The 17164-nt window shown below is 61.2% G+C and carries 20 protein-coding genes; 10 read left to right on the forward strand and 10 right to left on the reverse strand.

Going from position 1 to position 17164, the window contains the following annotated elements; genetic code table 11:
- Positions 1 to 3: 3 nt before the first annotated feature.
- From HY795_08480 to sppA, 3 genes are read right to left on the reverse strand one after another with little or no spacing between them, the layout of a single operon-like run.
- A complete protein-coding gene (locus tag HY795_08480) occupies positions 4 to 450 on the reverse strand; it encodes a hypothetical protein (protein MBI4805258.1) in 447 nt (148 codons plus the stop codon).
- Positions 451 to 484: 34 nt separating this feature from the next.
- On the reverse strand, positions 485 to 1123 hold the full coding sequence (locus HY795_08485) for a class I SAM-dependent methyltransferase (protein ID MBI4805259.1): 639 nt from the start codon (positions 1121 to 1123) through the stop codon (positions 485 to 487).
- 40 nt (positions 1124 to 1163) lie between these two features.
- On the reverse strand, positions 1164 to 2162 hold the full coding sequence (gene sppA / locus HY795_08490; GenBank protein ID MBI4805260.1) for a signal peptide peptidase SppA: 999 nt from the start codon (positions 2160 to 2162) through the stop codon (positions 1164 to 1166).
- A 386-nt stretch (positions 2163 to 2548) separates the two neighbouring features.
- Between sppA and HY795_08495 the strand changes: the two genes are divergently transcribed.
- Complete coding sequence (locus HY795_08495; protein ID MBI4805261.1) at positions 2549 to 3097, forward strand: hypothetical protein; 549 nt, start codon at positions 2549 to 2551, stop codon at positions 3095 to 3097.
- On the opposite strand, the gene HY795_08500 is transcribed toward HY795_08495, so the two are convergent.
- Together HY795_08500 and HY795_08505 are read right to left on the reverse strand one after the other, a co-directional pair.
- Positions 3094 to 4572 carry a SagB family peptide dehydrogenase gene (locus tag HY795_08500; protein MBI4805262.1) on the reverse strand — a complete coding sequence of 493 codons (1479 nt, stop codon included), beginning with the start codon at positions 4570 to 4572 and terminating at the stop codon, positions 3094 to 3096. The genes HY795_08495 and HY795_08500 overlap by 4 nt on opposite strands.
- On the reverse strand, positions 4569 to 4991 hold the full coding sequence (locus HY795_08505) for a DUF4079 domain-containing protein (protein MBI4805263.1): 423 nt from the start codon (positions 4989 to 4991) through the stop codon (positions 4569 to 4571). The genes HY795_08500 and HY795_08505 overlap by 4 nt, the downstream gene beginning before the upstream one ends.
- Positions 4992 to 5106: 115 nt before the next feature.
- On the opposite strand from HY795_08505, the gene bioB reads away from it, so the two are divergent.
- Genes bioB through bioA form a run of 5 tightly spaced genes read left to right on the forward strand, consistent with a single transcriptional unit; the run spans position 5107 to position 10583 of the window.
- Complete coding sequence (bioB, locus tag HY795_08510; GenBank protein ID MBI4805264.1) at positions 5107 to 6108, forward strand: biotin synthase BioB; 1002 nt, start codon at positions 5107 to 5109, stop codon at positions 6106 to 6108.
- Positions 6083 to 7255, forward strand: coding sequence for an 8-amino-7-oxononanoate synthase (locus HY795_08515; GenBank protein MBI4805265.1), 1173 nt, complete (start codon positions 6083 to 6085; stop codon positions 7253 to 7255). The genes bioB and HY795_08515 overlap by 26 nt, the downstream gene beginning before the upstream one ends.
- On the forward strand, positions 7252 to 7884 hold the full coding sequence (locus HY795_08520) for an alpha/beta fold hydrolase (GenBank protein ID MBI4805266.1): 633 nt from the start codon (positions 7252 to 7254) through the stop codon (positions 7882 to 7884). Before HY795_08515 ends, HY795_08520 begins: the two co-directional genes overlap by 4 nt.
- Positions 7881 to 8651, forward strand: coding sequence for a methyltransferase domain-containing protein (locus HY795_08525; GenBank protein MBI4805267.1), 771 nt, complete (start codon positions 7881 to 7883; stop codon positions 8649 to 8651). Before HY795_08520 ends, HY795_08525 begins: the two co-directional genes overlap by 4 nt.
- Before the next feature lie 9 nt (positions 8652 to 8660).
- Positions 8661 to 10583: an adenosylmethionine--8-amino-7-oxononanoate transaminase gene (bioA, locus tag HY795_08530; protein ID MBI4805268.1), complete on the forward strand. Its 1923-nt coding sequence runs from the start codon at positions 8661 to 8663 to the stop codon at positions 10581 to 10583.
- Positions 10584 to 10698: 115 nt separating this feature from the next.
- Here bioA and HY795_08535 read toward each other — a convergent pair whose 3' ends face one another.
- Positions 10699 to 11115 (reverse strand): DoxX family membrane protein, encoded by a 417-nt coding sequence (locus HY795_08535; GenBank protein ID MBI4805269.1) that lies wholly within the window; start codon positions 11113 to 11115, stop codon positions 10699 to 10701.
- Positions 11115 to 11540: a rhodanese-like domain-containing protein gene (locus HY795_08540; protein MBI4805270.1), complete on the reverse strand. Its 426-nt coding sequence runs from the start codon at positions 11538 to 11540 to the stop codon at positions 11115 to 11117. Before HY795_08540 ends, HY795_08535 begins: the two co-directional genes overlap by 1 nt.
- 176 nt (positions 11541 to 11716) lie before the next feature.
- Here HY795_08540 and HY795_08545 point away from each other — a divergent pair, with 176 nt between their 5' ends.
- Both HY795_08545 and HY795_08550 read left to right on the forward strand, forming a co-directional pair.
- Positions 11717 to 12547, forward strand: a complete 831-nt coding sequence (locus HY795_08545; protein MBI4805271.1) for a sulfurtransferase — start codon at positions 11717 to 11719, stop codon at positions 12545 to 12547.
- Positions 12548 to 12650: 103 nt separating this feature from the next.
- Positions 12651 to 13076 carry a YccF domain-containing protein gene (locus HY795_08550; GenBank protein MBI4805272.1) on the forward strand — a complete coding sequence of 142 codons (426 nt, stop codon included), beginning with the start codon at positions 12651 to 12653 and terminating at the stop codon, positions 13074 to 13076.
- A gap of 76 nt (positions 13077 to 13152) precedes the next feature.
- Here HY795_08550 and HY795_08555 read toward each other — a convergent pair whose 3' ends face one another.
- Positions 13153 to 13896, reverse strand: a complete 744-nt coding sequence (locus tag HY795_08555) for a TlyA family RNA methyltransferase (GenBank protein MBI4805273.1) — start codon at positions 13894 to 13896, stop codon at positions 13153 to 13155.
- Between the two features lie 126 nt (positions 13897 to 14022).
- Between HY795_08555 and HY795_08560 the strand changes: the two genes are divergently transcribed.
- A complete protein-coding gene (locus tag HY795_08560; GenBank protein MBI4805274.1) occupies positions 14023 to 14445 on the forward strand; it encodes a hypothetical protein in 423 nt (140 codons plus the stop codon).
- A gap of 156 nt (positions 14446 to 14601) precedes the next feature.
- Complete coding sequence (locus HY795_08565) at positions 14602 to 14958, forward strand: hypothetical protein (protein MBI4805275.1); 357 nt, start codon at positions 14602 to 14604, stop codon at positions 14956 to 14958.
- Positions 14959 to 15014: 56 nt separating this feature from the next.
- On the opposite strand, the gene thrC is transcribed toward HY795_08565, so the two are convergent.
- Together thrC and HY795_08575 are read right to left on the reverse strand one after the other, a co-directional pair.
- Positions 15015 to 16430: a threonine synthase gene (gene thrC / locus HY795_08570; protein MBI4805276.1), complete on the reverse strand. Its 1416-nt coding sequence runs from the start codon at positions 16428 to 16430 to the stop codon at positions 15015 to 15017.
- A gap of 87 nt (positions 16431 to 16517) precedes the next feature.
- Positions 16518 to 17054, reverse strand: a complete 537-nt coding sequence (locus HY795_08575; GenBank protein MBI4805277.1) for a DUF456 domain-containing protein — start codon at positions 17052 to 17054, stop codon at positions 16518 to 16520.
- Positions 17055 to 17164 lie beyond the last annotated feature (110 nt).

Raw genomic sequence — 17164 nt, forward strand, 5'->3', positions numbered from 1 at the left:
CAGCTACTTCGCCTGGCTCCATTCCTCGCGAAGCTGCCTGAGTATTTCGGCTGCCTCCGGGATGTTTTTTCGCTGCAAAGCCCACACCCGAACCGCCTTGTTCACCGGGATGGCCCGGTTGGCAGGGTCCTTGTAGAAGGCGTCGAGCCCCTCCACGAAATCCTTGAGCGAAAGCCCGAAGAAGAACCGGCTTGTATTGTAGTCGAAGGTGGTCTGGGTTTTCTCCAGGCAGGCCTTGTCTTCCTTGTAGAGCACGATGCTGCCCTTGGACAGGGTGGGCATGGTGAAGTCGGCGCCTGTGGTCACGCCGTCCAGAATACCTGTCATGTAGGCGTACTTCCAGGAATCGTTGCGCTCTTGCCAATCCTTGCCGTCGCGTTCGGATTGGGCGTGGGACACGGCAGCGGTAACGAGCAAGAGAAAACTTATGACGAGTAGAACTAGGCGCATGGGATAACCTCACGGTGATGTGGTGGCGGTGGTATCAGGGGCATGCTCCGCTGGCAACCGGGGAAGGCTTGCGGCAGACGATTCGGCCCATGACCCGGGGCGGATCGTCCAGGAAACCCTCGTAATGCTCAAGCACCTCCCAACCTTCAAACCAGGCCGCCAGCTCGCCGCGCCCAAGCAGATGGTCCGGATTGCGGGGTTTGCCGTAGGCTTCCTGGCCCTCCAGGTACGTCTCGTAGACGAACATGCCTCCGGGGATCAGGCAATCGCGCAGCCCCCCAATGAGAGGGCGGTGCAGATATCGAAAGACCATCACCGCGCCGAAGGCCTGGGCCTCGAAAACAGGCGGTTCAGGTGTTTCCAGGTCAAGCCGCATGAACCGGACGTTCTCCGGGTGGCCCGCCTCGGCCACGCTCTCCAGGGCAAGCGAGGATTTGTCCACGAGCACAACGCGCGCCCCGAGACCTGCTAGATACAGGCCGTTTCTCCCGTCGCCGCAGGCCACGTCCAGCACAGGGCCCAGACCAGCCGCCTGGAGCAGTGCACCGCTCCATCGCACCAGAAGCCCGGAGGCCTTGCGCGCAACCCCGGAGAGGGTCTGCGGACCTCCCTCGCGCGCGCCCTGCCCCGCTTCACAGACTTTGGGCGTTTGAATCCCTTTCGCGTTCGCCATCAGCAAGCCTCACGCCAAAAATAGCTTTCTCCTTTGGATATCATCGCCACTGTTCCGGCAGCGCTTGGGGCCAGAGGTAGTAGAATCCGGCGTCCACAGGCATTCCCAGGCTCTCCAGGCCGATGCTGACCCCGAGCGTCTTGGCTCCCTCCCCGCCCCATTGCCCGGTTGCCGCATTGTAGTAGGTGTCGTCTTCGTATTTCGACCTGCGGTAGACCACCACCTTGGCGTTTTCCGCCACTCCGGCAAGGGCTTTGGCCCTGGCCAGGGCGTCCCTGGGATATCCCAGCCTGTCCACAAGCCCAAGCTCCTTGGCCTTCCCCCCGGCGTACACACCCGCCCTGGCGGCCTCGTCCTTTTGGGAGCGTGAGAGCTTCCGTTTAGATGCCAGAAGCTCCAGGAACATGGCGTTCATCTGATCGATCATCTCCTGGGTGATGCGGCGCTCCTCTTCGGTTGAGGCCCGAAAGGGCGAGCCCATGTCTTTGAGCGATCCGGACTTGGTCACCTCGGCATCAACCCCGATTTTGCCCATGAGCCCCGCCAGCTTTGGCGAAACAAAGAGCGTCCCAACGGATCCGACCACGGAAGCCGGGGTGGCCTGGATCTCGTCGGCTGCCAGGGCCAGGTAATAGCCGCCTGAAGCGCATACGGTCATTGCCTGAGCCACAACCTTCACATGCGTTGAAGCCTTGTACGCCTCGATCTCCTTAAAAAGCATGTCCGTACCGGCCACCGTGCCGCCAGGGCTGTCGATGAGAAGCACCAGGGCTTTCACGTTCTTGTCCTTGGCGGCTTTTCTCAAGATGGCCGTCGCTTCCTGCACCGTTCCCGGGCGTGAGGACAAAAGACCCTGGCGTGGCCCCAGGCCGATGAAGCCGCTCACGGGCAGCACCAATACCTTTGCGGAACCGCTCCCTTCAAGCACGGACTGTGTAAGCGACGTTGATGCCGGATCCCCGAACAGGCTCAGCCGGGGGGAGCACCCGGCGGCTGTTGCCAGAATCAGCATGAGAGAAAGAACGATACGGGCGGGCATGCCTGGCCTCCAAGTTCAGGTTCGATCTTGGTTTATCCCATGAAAACAGTTCTGTTGTCACCTTACGGAATGTTGGCAAAGGTGGTCGAATAGGCCGTAACCCACACCAAAAGCCTGTAGTTACCTGAAGCGCGGCATGGACGCTGGCCTTCAATCGTAAATGGAAAACAGGAACGCGTGTACGGCTACAGACTCTTGTCTGGCATACCCAATGGGACGAACAGTATATGGGGCACTCGCACTCTATCGTTTGACGCAACGTACCCTCTGCCACTCCTCTTTATCGCGCAAATATAATCCGCACATTCTGTGGTTTGGACACTTGCTATTTCATAGCACTTACTGCTAGATGCCTCTAGAAGTTGTACCCTGCAGTGGAGGTCCGCATGAACGGGAAAGCGCGAGCCACCAGATGGCGTGCCAGGCAAGTCGCAGAGGGTGGAAAACCCATCGGCGTAACTCTTACCGCGGGAGCAGCTCAAGCGCTTGAGTCCTTGCAGGCCGTTTACCGCATGTCGCAACGCGAAGCCATCTCACAGGCTTTAGAACTTGCGGCAGGACATCCCGAGCTGTTTCATTCCACCAGAGAGATGCCACTGTCGGATGTTTTGGGAGAAGGTTCCACATCACGGAGAATCGAAGAGCTGGAACTTCGACTTGAAATGCTGGAAGCCACTCTCGCCAAGAAAGCCGAGGAAGAACAGCAAGCTTCAGCACCAAACCAAGCCCAGGAAGACAAAGCGATACTTATCGCCTTTACCGCAAAGCAGATGCTTGAGCATGGTGAACGCATGTCCCGCGTGCAGCTATATGCGCTGGCAAAGCAGCACAACATGCCCGTTCCACCTACACAGCATGACTATAACGTTTTCATTTCCTACCACATGGACATGATACGCGAAATGATGCGCAGCCTAAAGGAGCGTACGCATTAACGGCTGCGGGTAGGCCCCACGGCAACCACGTAGGCAAGCCCAGCCCCGTCGGGCAAGCCCAAGAGTTCGGCGGCATCCCCGTCGAAGAAAGCACCCACGCCGCAAGCCCCGATCCCCAGGGATTCAGCGGCCAAATACAATCTGTGCCCCAGCCGCCCCGCAGCCTGGAGCGCTCCCCGGTACCCCCTGTCTCCCAGACACGGTTCCAGCTCGGAAAAATCGACAAGAAACAGTACGTGCATGGCCGCATCGCGCATCCAGAGCTGGTCCAGGCATACCTTGGCCATGGCTTCGCGCATGTCGCCGTCACGGCGCAGGCCGATGCGCATGTTCAGACGGTCAAACAGGGAAAAACCCATTGGGATAGGCGGCGCCGCAGGGGACAACACCCCCACTGTGCAGGCCTCTTCAGCGGGATGCCCACCCGGGGGATACAAAGGGCCGGACAGGCTCGCCAGCATCTTGAGCATCGCGCCCCTATACTGCGAATCCGAAATGAAATTTCTCCTGGAGCGTCTGGCGGACATGGCCGGGAACAGCTTTGTCTGTTCGTAGAAGCCGCTGGGCGAAGCACACCCCTGCCAGTTCAGTCCCGCCCCCAGCCTGGTGTGCCGGGCCGGCGGCATGGCCGCGTCCTGGCCGACAAGCCTGGAGCAAGCGGAATGCACGGCCTGCACCCCGCTCATGGGGGCGTCCGCTGGAGAACACCTGCTGACCAACGCCGAATCTTCAGGCAGCGGTCCAAGATTGCCATTGGCGGACCGGCCATGGCCAGGACAGAACCTGATAACGCTCAAACAACCTTCCAGGGCGGCGTCAATGCCAAGAAATCCAGCGACCGCCGCGTCGTCGAAGTTGAGCTCCACCCGCACAGGAACGTCGTAGGCACCAAATCCCAGGGCCAATCCTTCCACCATGTGTCCGGCGTCCAGATTCAGATAGCGGTAGGCCCGGGTGCGGTACTTCCAGGCGGTACGATAGAAAATGGCCGTAACGAACACAAACGCCTCGCCCTCAAGGGATGAGCGATGCGGCAGTCCAAGCGATGCAGGGGTTGGAAACCCTGTGCGCAGTTCGGTCAGGCCATGCCCGCCAACATCATAGTGGTACAGTCCGGCATCAAGACCCGCCCCGCCTGGCCAGGCCAGATATGCTTCACATGGATAGAGGGCGCCTGCGGATGGGCACGCCCTGTAAAAGGATTCGCGTTCCTTGCGGGGGCTCGACCTGGTAAGCCCGGCCCCGTGAAACAAAATGGCCGAAAGTTCATCCAGGCCAAGGGGCTTGGCCTCTCCGGGGTTTGGAACTCTCCACAAGGAGACCTCTGGCAAGTCGACGTCCCTGGGGAGGGAGAAAAGCCGCAACCCCCCATAGCTCTTGAATTTCGATGGCTGGTTCACCCAGTCCACACCCATGCCGGTGAGCTTGCCCCGGCTGTGGGCCACGACGTCGTGATAGATTCTCGCTGTTATCACCAGATGAAATCCTTCAGTACGTGGTAACCGGTGTACACCTGCACAAGTGCCAGAATGGCCAACAGGGTGTTGCCGATTCCATGGACCAGGGCCAGAGGGTTCCCCGGCTTCTTGGTCTTGTTCAGGGACTGGCCCGTGGCCGTGCCCGAAACGATTAACACCAGCATGACCAATGCGATTCCAGCATGGGTTTTGGCGGCGAAGGGGGCTCCCCAGAAAAACCAGGTCATGAACAGGCCCCCGCACATACCCGCGGCAAGCCCGACCATGGCGAATCGCCCGAGTAGAACATGACGCTTCCACTGGAATATGGTTTTTCTCCCCAGATGCTGGGATTTGAAACGCGCATATCCCAAAGTGAAAACATAGAGCGTCAAGAGGATAAGACACAGCATCATCGCTGGATGAACGTAGAGCATGGAGTCCTCAGGGAGTTGGGCTGTTGCCAAGCCCTTGCCCGCCGGGTAAGAATGATTGTCTTGCCCGCCAAAAAGCGGCTGCCGTCGGACGATTAATTATTATCTACCTGATATCATGCACATAGGCAACCTATCCTTCACCGAAGCAGGACGATCCGTACGGGCGGGTGAGCACTTGACCGGAGCGGCCTTGGACCGTTTCGTCCAGGCAGTGGCCAGTGCCAAGGCTGACCAGTTCGTTAAGCTTCTGGCCGCCGCCCGTGACATACGAATCGAGCGGATCGGCCGGACCGTGAGCCTGTGCGCCATAGTCAACGCTAAGAGCGGCCGCTGCTCGGAAAACTGCGCCTTCTGCGCCCAATCCGCGCATCACGAAACGAACGCTCCGGTGTATCCCTTCATGAGCCCGGCCCAGGTTGCTCAAGCGGCTGAATCCATGCTGCACATGGGAGCGCGGCGCTTCGGCATCGTCACCAGCGGCCTTTCTCCCTCCGGAAAAGACTTCAACAACCTTCTCGAATCGGTGCGGGCCGTGGCCAAGCTCGGCATGGAAGCGGACGCGTCCTGCGGCGTTCTTACTCGCGACCAACTGGCCGTTTTGAAGAATGCCGGTCTCAAAGCCTACCACCACAACCTGGAAACCGCCCGCAGTTTCTTCCCGAAAATTTGCACCACCCACGACTACGAACGTGATGTCCAGACCGTGAGCGACGCCGTTGCCGTGGGGCTGTACGTTTGTTCAGGGGGCATCATGGGCTTGGGCGAAAGCTGGGACCAGCGGGCCGAACTGGCACTGACCCTGCGTGAGCTCGGGGTGCCTTCAGTGCCGATGAATTTCCTGCTCCCCATCCCCGGGACTCCCATGGGAACCCGCGCCCCGCTCTCGTCCGAAGAGGCCCTCAAGATAATCGCCCTCTTTCGTTTTCTTCTACCCGATGCCCACATCCGCATCTGCGGCGGCCGCCAGATCGTCTTCGGCCAAAATAGCGGGATACTGCCATTGGAAGCCGGGGCCAGCGGACTCATGATCGGCGATTACCTCACCACCAAGGGCTTGGACGCCAAGGCGGATATTGAAGCCATCCTCAAGGCTGGCTGGGAGATCGCCGGTGATTGAGAAAAGCTACCGGGCTGTGCTGTCCGAGCTGGAGGGGCTTCACCGTCTGCGAAAAACCCGGGCCTTCGATCCGTCCCGGCCGGGAGTGCTGAACGTCTCCTCCAACGACTACCTGGGACTGTCGCGCCACCCGGAGTGCATCGCCCGGGCCTGCGAATACGCCCATGCCTGGGGCGCTGGCTCCGCCTCCTCCCGGCTTATCTGCGGCACGCTCCCCATCCACGAGGCCCTCGAGGCCAAGCTTGCCCGGCTGAAGGGAAGCGAGACGGCCCTGGTGATGGGGTCCGGGTTCCAGACCAACTCCTCGGTGCTGGCCGCCCTGCTCGACCGCCAGGCCCTGGGAGCAGAGCCCTTGGTCTTCGCGGACAAGCTCAATCACGCCAGCATGCACGAAGGCTGCCGGTTGGCCGGAGTCCGGCAGATACGGTTCAGGCACCTGGACCTGAATCATCTGGAATCGCTTCTGACCAAGCATGCCAACGCGACTGCACCACGCTTCATTCTCTCCGAAAGCGTCTTTTCCATGGATGGCGACCGGACAGACGTGCAGGTACTGGCCAGTTTGGCCGACCGCTTCGGCGCCTTCCTCTACCTGGACGAGGCTCACGCCGTTGGCGTTTTGGGACAGAGGGGGCTCGGCCTGGCCAGCGGCGTCGCCATTGCCCAAGGCCTGATCATGGGAACGTTCAGCAAGGCCCTGGGCAGCTACGGGGCCTACGTGTGCTGCTCCAGCACCGTGCGCGAATACCTTGTGAATCGGGCCCCCGGGTTCATCTTTTCCACGGCCCTGCCGCCAGCCGCCCTTGGCGCGGCGGACGCCGCCCTGGACCTCATTTTGGGAATGGACACAGAGCGCGAACACCTGCTTTGGTGCGCAGCCCGTTTCAGAACCGCGCTGCACGCGCACGGCCTCGACACCGGCCTGTCGGACACTCAGATCGTTCCCGTCATGGCTGGAGAGGAAGCGCGCGCCCTCCGTGCCATGTCCGCATTGCAGGACGAAGGCATCCTGGCAGTGGCCGTACGCCCGCCCACAGTCCCCCCTGGGAGCAGCAGGCTTAGGATTTCGCTCACAGCCCGGCACAGTGCAGACGACGTCGACCGGCTGGCCGAGGCTGTCATCCGGATCATGCGGCAGGTTCCGTGAAGAGCCCGCACCTCATTTTCGTCCATGGCTGGGGCTTCACCCCGGCCTTCTGGGACCCGCTTCGCAGCATACTCTCGCAGTACTCCAGCTCCGCCCTGGATCTCGGATTCTTCGGGCAAGAAGATGCGTCTTTCCCAACAATTCACACCGGCACCCCCTGCGTCGCAGTGGGGCATTCCCTGGGTGTACCTTGGCTTCTGCGACAGACTGAACTGCGGTATCAGGCGTTCGTGAGCCTTGGAGGCTTTGGCCGTTTCGATGTGTCGGCCGGCCCTATCCGGGCCATGCGCCGGGGGCTTGGCAAGAACGTACAGCAGGTGCTGACCGGGTTTCATCAGGCCTGCGGCCTTCCCCTGGAACTTGCGCCCGATGTATCCCAGGCTAGGCCGGACAGACTGGCCCAGGGGTTAGATTGGCTGCTCACCTGGGACGAAGCCAAAACGCTGGAAGCGCTGCCAGTGCCTGTGCTGGCCATTGCCACGCAAGACGACGCGATTGTCCCTGAAACTCTCAGCAGGTCCAGCTTTCCAAAGGACCTGATCATGCTTCCTGGCGGCGGCCACGCCTTTCCCGCAACGCGCGCCTCTGAATGTGCCGGGCTCATCACGCAATTTCTGGAGGCACATTGAGCGACGCGCGCACCACCCGCATCCGCGAGGCTTTTGGCAAAGCCACAGCCTACGACGCCCACGCCAAGCCCCAAGCTGCCACGGCCAAACGGCTCGCGGAGCTGATTCTGGCTCAAGGCCTGCCCCACGATGCCCGCATACTGGACATGGGCTGCGGCACGGGCGCTCTGGCCACGCATCTTCTGGCATCGGGCAAACCCCGCTTCTACCTGTGTGCGGACATTTCCCCGGCCATGCTGGACCGGGCACGGCCCAAGACCATCGGACTTACTCCCGCGCCCTGTTTTGCTTGCATGGACGCCTCCGCACCGGCCCTTTCACCCGGGTTTCATCTGGTGGCTTCCAACATGGCCCTGCACTGGGTCGCCGACGGGGCATCGGCCCTCAACCGTTTGTGGGAGCTGGTTCTGCCGGGGGGCATGCTCGCCGTGGCCGTCCCGGGCGAAAAGACCTTTGCCGCCTGGAGGGAAGCCCACCGGAATTTGGGCTTGGCGTGCGGGCTTCAGGACTTCTTCTCCGCCGCGAGCCTGTCCAGCATTTTCCCCGGCACCGCGAGCATCACGGAACAGACCATCAAGCTGAACCTCACCCGGGCCCTGGACCTGCCGCGCCACCTGAAGGCCGTTGGCGGATACGTGCCGCGCCCCGGACACACGCCCCTTGATCCCAGGCAGTTCAGGGCCGTGCTCGCCGCGCTGGACGCCACCGGCCCCGGCGCCGAATACCACGTCCTCTACGCCCTGGCCTTGAAGCCTCCCAAGGAGTAGACGTCTTTCATGAACGGGTACTTTGTTACCGGTACGGACACCGGCGTGGGCAAGACCGTGCTCAGCGCCCTTCTCTGCACGGCGTTGAACGCCCACTATTTCAAGCCCATCCAAACCGGCCAGGACTCGGACACCGATACCGCGGCCGCTCTGGCCGGGCTGGACGCATCACGAATCACCGCGCCCACCGTCTCTCTCACTGCGCCGCTTTCGCCCGACCAGGCCGCCCGGAAGCAAGGCGTCACCCTGGACATCGCTGCCATCCGCCTGCCTGAAACGAAAAGGCCTCTCATCGTGGAAGGGGCCGGGGGCGCGCTGGTGCCCATCGCACCCGGCCAAGACATGGCCGGACTCATGGTCAGACTCGGCCTGCCCGTCATCGTGGCCGCGCGGTCCGGGCTGGGCACCTTGAATCACACCCTGCTCACCCTGGAGGCTCTGCGCCTGCGCGGGATAGAGGTTGCGGGAGTGGCCCTCATCGGGGAACCCAATGCGGACAACCGCTTGGACATCGAACGCCTGGGGAAAGTACCTGTAATCATTGAATTGCCCATACTTCAGCCGCTGTCGATCGAGACCATCCGCATTGCAACCGCCCTTCTCAGGCTCCCGGAGAGCTCTTCGAAACCAGACGTCGCAGCCTGGGACCGGAACCATGTCTGGCATCCGTTCACCCAGGCCAGGACAGCGCCCCCCCCCATGCAGGCCGTACGGGGCCTGGGGTCGAAGATTTTCACCGATGACGGGCGCGAACTCGTCGATCTTGTCTCCTCCTGGTGGGTGAACCCGCACGGCCACGCCCATCCGGCCGTGGCCCGGGCCATTGCCCGCCAGGCATCGATGCTGGAGCAGGTCCTTTTCGCGGATTTCACCCACGAACCGGCAGCGCGCCTGGCCTATGAGCTGTGCTCCATTCTACCCGGAGGCTTGAAGCGGGTCTTTTATTCCGACAACGGCTCCACCGCCGTGGAAGTGGCCCTCAAGATGGCCCATCAGTACTGGCGCAACCAGGGCAGGCCGGAGCGCACCCGTTTCGCGGCCTTTCAGGGCGGCTACCACGGAGATACGGTGGGGGCCATGTCCGTGGGGCTTGGCAGCGGATTCTTCGGCGGCTTCGAGCCGCTGACCTTTAAGGTGGATTTTCTGCCCTACCCGGCCACCTGGCTTGGCGACGAGGACATCGAGGACAAGGAATCCCAGGCCCTGGCGGTTCTCAAGAACTACTTCGCCGTGCATGCCGGCACCGTGGCCGGGGTTATTCTGGAGCCCCTGGTGCAGGGGGCGTCGGGAATGCGCATGGTCCGGCCCGGGTTCGTGAAGGCCGTGGCGGAGCTGGCCCGCACAGCAGGCGGACTGGTGATCTTCGACGAGGTGATGACCGGGTTCGGGCGCACGGGCCGCATGTTCGCCAGCGAGCTTACCGGCACGGCCCCGGACATCATCTGCCTGGCCAAGGGGCTTACTTGCGGGTTTTTGCCCATGTCCGCCACCGTGGCCACCGAGGACATCTACCAGGCTTTCCAGGGCGACACCTTCGACCGGGCTCTGGCCCACGGCCACTCCTTCACTGCCAACCCGCTGGGCTGCGCCGCGGCCCTGGCCGGTCTGGCCCTGTTCAAAGAGGAAGCCACCCTGGAGCGCATCGCCACCCTGGAAAAGGTCCACGCCGAAAGGCTTACGGCCATGCGGGACCACCCGAGGATCGCCATGCCGCGCTGGCTGGGGTCCATCGGGGCGGTGAACGTCACGGGAGCTGGCCAGGGGTACGACGCCGACGTGGGCAGAAAGATTAAACGCTTTTTCACGGGAAATGGGTTCTACGCCCGGCCCATGGGGGATGTGTTCTACATTCTGCCGCCCTACTGCCTGACCACTGATGAGCTGAACCAGGCTTACGATCTGCTTGGACGTGCCCTGGACCGGCTGGACTAGCTCCTTCATCACAAAGCAAAACGCCCGGAAGGCAGGGTAACCTTCCGGGCGTCCATTCAAACGCATGTTCGGCGCGCACGATACGACGGGATCATCCTCGCCAGAGATGCTCCAGCTAATCCTTGCCCGTACGGGCGAACGCTCCCCACATTGCCACCAGGCCCACTGCCAGAAAGGCGGCGTCACGAATCAAGGTTTCCTTGGTTACGGCCTGCCCGGAACCGCCGAAGCAGCCGCAGGTCACGTCCAGGCCCCGGACCATGGCAAGGCCCATAGCGCCGATGAACCCCACCATCAAGAGGTTCAGCACCACGGACGCCCCCCGGGCCAGGGTGTTGGCGCACAGGGCGAGGCCGCAAACAATCTCCACCGCCGGCATGAGCATGGCGGTGGCGTAGACGGCCTTGGCCGGGAGAATCTGGTAGTTGAAAATGACCGACGCGAAGACGTCCGCATCAGCCATTTTTTCCGCCCCGGCGTAGACGAACATCACCCCGTAGACCAGACGGCAGATAAACCATATCCAGCGCATCAGCGTGCCTCCACCGGGCCGCCCTCGGCCTTCCAACCTTCAAGCCCTTCGGGCATCACGGACAGGGCGGTGAACCCCAATTCCTTCATGCCCTGGGCCAGGTCCTTGCTTTTGGGGCAGGCTAGGTTGGAGCAGTAGAGCACCATCGGCTTGTCCTTGGCGAGCCCGGACACCGCGGCATCAAGGCCTGTGAGAAGCGCCTCGGCGGATATGTGCATCGCCCCGGGTATGTGCTCCTGGGCGAATTCATCGGGTTCTCGCGCATCCACGAAAAGAGCCGACTGCGCCTTGAAGATTTCCAAAGCCTCTTTGGGAGAAAGAACCGCAAGCCCGGTTCGGGTGGTTTCCTCGACCTTCTTGGCCGCGAAGTCGCCCCACCAGGGAAGCGGCGCCGGCCTGGCCACATTGACAACCCAAGCCGCCATGATTGATATTGCAAGTAGTAAAACGATTTCGGGCCACACCGGGCCGCGTACCGATTGGTGCATGTCTTGGCCTCACACGACGTTGTGTCGGCCCCTGCCTAGAGGAAAACGTGCGGAAACTCAACGCCCTGATGGACTACATCTTTTTCGTCGTGCAGCACTCCTTCGGAGGATCAATGCCACAAGAGTCTGTTCCCCCCAAAGACATCGGCGCGGAAGAAGCCAGGAAGATGCTCTCCATGGCGGTTCCAAACGCCCTAACCGTCCTGGATGTCCGCCAGGGATGGGAATACGAGGAACTCCATCTGCCCGGGGCCAAGCTCGTGCCCTTGGGCGAACTTGAGGACCGAACAGCGGAGATCCCCCGGGACAAGCCTTTGCTCGTCTACTGCCGTTCCGGAAAACGCAGCGCCGCCGCTGCCTCGCTTCTTTCAGCCAGGGGCTACAAGGACGTGACCAACATGCTGGGAGGCATCACAGCCTGGTCCGGTGCTTCGGCCGTGGGTCCGCAAGACTCCGGCATGCGCTACTGGCAGGGCGACGAGACCCCGGAGCGGATTCTGGCCCTGGCCTTTGCCATGGAGCGCGAGCTGGGCGTCTTCTACCAGGAACTGGCCGACAGCGCGGCGGATAAGGAACTCAAAGCCACCTTCGCCAGGCTGGCCGGGTTCGAGGACAAGCACAAGCTGGTGGTCTACCATCTCTACAAGACGCTGTTCCCGCAGAGCGCGGGCATCGAAGACCTGGCGGACAAGGCGACCTTCAAGGCTTTGGAGGGCGGACGTTCGGCCGATGAAATCCTGGCTGATTCCCAAGGGTTCGAATCGTCCCGCGACGCGCTGGACATGGCCATGGGCATCGAGGCCCAGGCCCTGGACCTCTACATGCGCTACGCCGAGAGGGCTTCAGATGCTAAAACCCGGGAGGCCCTGCACGAGCTGGCCAAGGAAGAGCGGGGGCACCTGCGGGCACTGGCCACCATGATGGACCGGCTTGGACCTGGGTAAGGGAAACTGGGAGACGGCGTCTTCACACTTGAACGCTGTAACCAGCTTGAGCAGTACACCCACATCACCATAGAATTTTTAAAGAGATACAGAAGGAACTTACATGGAACCGGTTAATTTCATCATGAACATCCTCTGGCTGGTGCTCGGAGGAGTCTTCATGGGCCTGGGCTGGTGTTTGGCCGGGCTCATCATGGCCATCACCATCATCGGCCTGCCTTGGGCCCGCTCCTGCTTCGTCATCGCCAAGCTGGCCTTCTGGCCCTTCGGCAAGATGATCGTCGACCGCCAGTACATTCAGGGATACCACGATGCGGGCACCGGCCCCCTGGGATTTCTGGGCAATGTGCTGTGGTTCGTGTTCGCTGGCTGGTGGCTGGCTGTGGGGCATATCGCCAGCGCTTTCGTCAACTTCGTGAGCATCATCGGCATTCCGTTCGGAATACAGCATCTGAAGCTGGCGCTTATCTCCTTGGCCCCTGTGGGAAAAACAGTGGTGGACAAGACAGAGGGCAGGTATTTCCAATAAGGCGTCGCTTAGTATTTCTAGCACCGGCTGTGAGAGCTGATCTTCATGCCGCTATGACCAGCTGGGAGTCGTTTCGTCAGGAGCTTAGGAAGAGAAGATACTCCTGGTTGCCCTTCGGCCCCTTCACTGCGGCCGGAACAACCCCCAGAGGCTCCAGCCCAAGCTCCCTGGCCGCGCCCTCCACCATCTGGACTGCCAGCTGGCGAAGCGACTCATCGCGCACCACGCCCTTGTCCGTCTGGCCGGGTCCAAGCTCGAACTGGGGCTTCACCAGGGCCACTATCCGCCCGCCCGGTTTCAGGAACAGCTTCACTGCAGGCAGCACCTTGGTGAGCGATATAAACGACACGTCTATAACGGCCATGTCCACATGTTCGGGAATAAGATTAGGCTCAGCCAAACGGAAATTGACCCCTTCCAGGCTTATCACCCTTGAATCGGCGCGCAGTTTTTCGTGCAGCTGGCTCTTACCCACGTCCACAGCGTAGACCCTGACCGCGCCGTGCTGGAGCAGGCAATCGGTAAAGCCTCCAGTGGAAGCCCCCACATCCAGGGCCACCATCCCCGTCACGTCCAGCTTGAAATGCTCGATGGCGGACAAGAGCTTGTAGGCGCCCCGGCTCACGAAGCGTTCCGGTTCGGCCAGACTCAATGCAGCCATGGCCGGAAGCATGCGCCCCGGCTTGTCCAGAAGCTCGCGTCTGCCGTTCTGCTCCAAATACACCTGACCGGCCATGACCAGCCGCTTGGCCCGCTCTCGGCTTTCGGCCAGGCCCTGTTCCACCAGCAATTGATCGGCCCTGAATTTTGGATTCGCCATGTTTCTTGCCTGCCAGCCAAGGCTGGGCTAAAAGGGATGTGTGCCGAAGTTGTACCCGCGTAATTCCGCCTCGACCGCCAACGCCACCCGATTGGCCGATCCCTGCTCTCAAACGGAGCATACGTTATGAGCCCGAAGTTCCATGCGGTGCAGGGCGCTGTCAGCGCCGCTGTACTTTATCCGTTCATAGGCTTTGACGCGGTCATTTTTGGGCTGTCTGTCTTCTTGATCGACTTGGACCACATCATTCCTTTCGTGCGCGATTGCAGAAGCCTCTCCATCAGCAAGTTTTTCGAGTACCATCGAATGGTGCCCAAGATCCCGGACTACCTGGCCCTGGCCTGCTTCCATACCCTGGAGTTCTTCCTGCTGCTCTTCATCCTGGGCTTCTGGCACCACCAGTTCTGGGTGGTCCTGGCCGCCTGCCTGTTCCACATCATCTTCGACGTGGTCAAGGCATTCCAGCTCGGCAAACCCAATATTCGGGTGTTCTCTTTCGTGGAATACGCCATCCGCCGCAAAGGCAAACAGACCAGACACGTGGTCTGATTCTTTAAGCGGGTGCTTGGCTCCCGGACTCCCCTTTCTAGTTCCCGCTCTACTCAGCGCGAATCTTCTTTTTTTGCAAATCTACTTATCGAATAATTATATATTGACAAATATATCTCGAGCGAAATAAACATTTTGAAACGCGGGAGGTAAGCCATGTCGCAAATCATTCTCAGCCTCGTCCTGGTCGCCTGCCTGGGCGTACCCGCTCTGAGTCAGACCACGATCAGATCGGGGGATGTCTTTCATGGCCCCAACGGGGCTACCGTAAAATCCGGAGACGTCTATCACGGCCCTAACGGAACCACCATCAAATCCGGAGACGTCTACCACGGCAAAGACGGCGGGGTGAAGGTTGGAGGCGTATTCCACGGCAGCAATGGAACCACATATACCTCTACGGGTGGTGTGGTGCACGGAAGCGATGGCTCCACCACCATCAAGATCGGGGACACCTACCACACGTCTGGCGGCAAAGGCGCCCCACCGCCTGCCGTCCTGGACTCCAAATAAAAAACGGCCCCGCGAGGGGCCGTTTGCATTTCCACATTTCGTTGCCTAACGGCGCATCATTTCTTGCTGGCCAACCCAAGCCTGGCCACCACTTTCTGGGCGGCCTTCACCGTGTATTCCTCGGGAGAAAGGCTGTCCTTCTCCTTCTGGGTGATCACCAGTTCAGGCTGGTTCACGTACTCCTTCTTGGCTTTCACCTCGTACTCGGGCGGGAAGCTGTCGGTAAAGTACATGTCCTGGAATCCGGCGAACTTCATGCTGTGGGCCGTGGCGTCCAGAATGGCCAGTTCGGAAGGCTCGATGAGGCCAAGCTCCTTGGCCCGGATAAGTCCGGCCAGGCACTCGCCGCCCTGGGTGCAGCTGATGTGCCCGTGGCGGTTGGCCAGAAGCATGCCTTCGACTATGGCCTGCTCCTCCACCTGGATCACCTGGAAGGAGCCAGGGCCGCCGATCTTTTCGTATTGCTCGGCGAAATGCTTCACCCGGGGAAAGCTTACCGGGCTTCCGATCATGGCCGCCTGGGCCGCGCTGGGACGGACCGCCACCGGCTCGTACACGCGCTGGGCCGGGTCCTCCACGGAGTAATACCGGTAGACCGGGTCGGCATGGGCGGACTGCACCCCGAAGATGCGCGGCAAGGACGGTATGATGCCCAGGCGCTGGAGCTTCAAAAAACCGCTCATCACGGCGGTGACGTTGCCTGCGTTGCCGATGGGCACGAACACGGCCTTGCGGTAGGTGTCCCACTCGTACCACTGGGCCACTTCGAAGGCGTATGACTCCTGGCCCAGGATGCGCCAGGCGTTCTTGGAGTTCAAAAGCGCCACGCGGTAGTTGTCCGCCAGATGCTCGACCACCTTCATGCAGTCGTCGAACACGCCCGGGACCTCCAGCACCACGGCTCCGCTGCCCAGAGGCTGGGCCAGCTGCTGCGGGGTGACCTTGCCCTGGGGCAGGATGACCACCGACGTGATGGGATCGCCCACATAGGCGGCGTAGAGCGCGGCCGAGGCCGAGGTGTCACCGGTGGAGGCGCATACCGTGAGCACGCTGTCCCAGGAGTTCTCGCGCACCAGGCTTTTCAAGTAGCTGAAGGCGCAGGCCATGCCCCGGTCCTTGAAGGAGGCCGAAGGGTTCTGCCCGTCGTTCTTGAAGGCCATGGGCATGCCCAGATGCTTCGAAAGGGCCTGGCTGGTCTCGATGATGGGGGTATTGCCCTCGCCCAGATAGACTATGTCCTGGGCTTCGAGAATGGGGGCCATGAGTTCGTAGAAGCGGAAAATGCCCCGAAGCGCTGTATTCTTGGAAGCGGCGCGCTTGTCGAAAAGCGTTTTCCAATACACCGGGGGATTTTCGGCCAGGGAATCGAACCAGATGTCCTCCAGCAGGAAAACGCCGCCGCACTTGGGACAGGTGTAATGGAGTTCGCCAACCGCGAAGCGCTCCTCGCAGCCGAGGCAGAAGTACTCCATGTTGCCGCGGTATGTGGGGAAATCGTTGCTCATTGTATTTCCTTCGAGTGAAACAAAAGCATTATGGTCCTGATATCCTCGGAAGCCTTAAATGCCAAGCGCGGCAACAGCCTGCTTGGCCGCTGGCCAGACAACCCTGGCAACCACGGCCAGCATGGCTCCGCCCAGGCCGGTCTTCACCACGAAACCAAGCACCCGGCCCCACATGGCGCCTTTGGCCGCATGCCAGGCCTCGTTGGACGGGCGCCCATGCAGGCGCTCGAACACGTAGCAGCCAAGATAGGCCCCGCCAACCGCGCCCAAGAGGGCTCCGAAGCCAAGCAAAAAGGGCGCGCAGAAAATGGCCCCGCAAATAGCCCCAATGAAGGCCCCGATGTTGCCCTTGTTGGTGCCGCCGTACTTCTTGGCGCCATAGAACTGCGCCCCGAATTCTATGGCCTCGCCCAGAGCGGCCATGGCGATAAGAGAGCCGTAGAAGCCCCAGCCAAGCTCAAGGCCGGGATGGAGAAGCCCCCAGACCCAGGCCAGGCCCAATATGATCCAGTTTGCGGGCAGGCCCAGGACGTTAAGCCCCAAGACGGCCAGAAGCAGCAGCAAGTACAATATGGCCCAGACATATTCCATGAAGTCGTATTCCTCGATTTCCGTTCCAAACGGAGTCAGTTTGCGAGTCGATTCAGAACGTTGCGCAGCCCCTGTTGCGAGGTCCAACCGCGCCTCCGGCACAGTAAGCC

The sequence above is a fragment of the Desulfovibrio sp. genome, assembly GCA_016208105.1.
Lineage (GTDB): Bacteria > Desulfobacterota > Desulfovibrionia > Desulfovibrionales > Desulfovibrionaceae > Fundidesulfovibrio.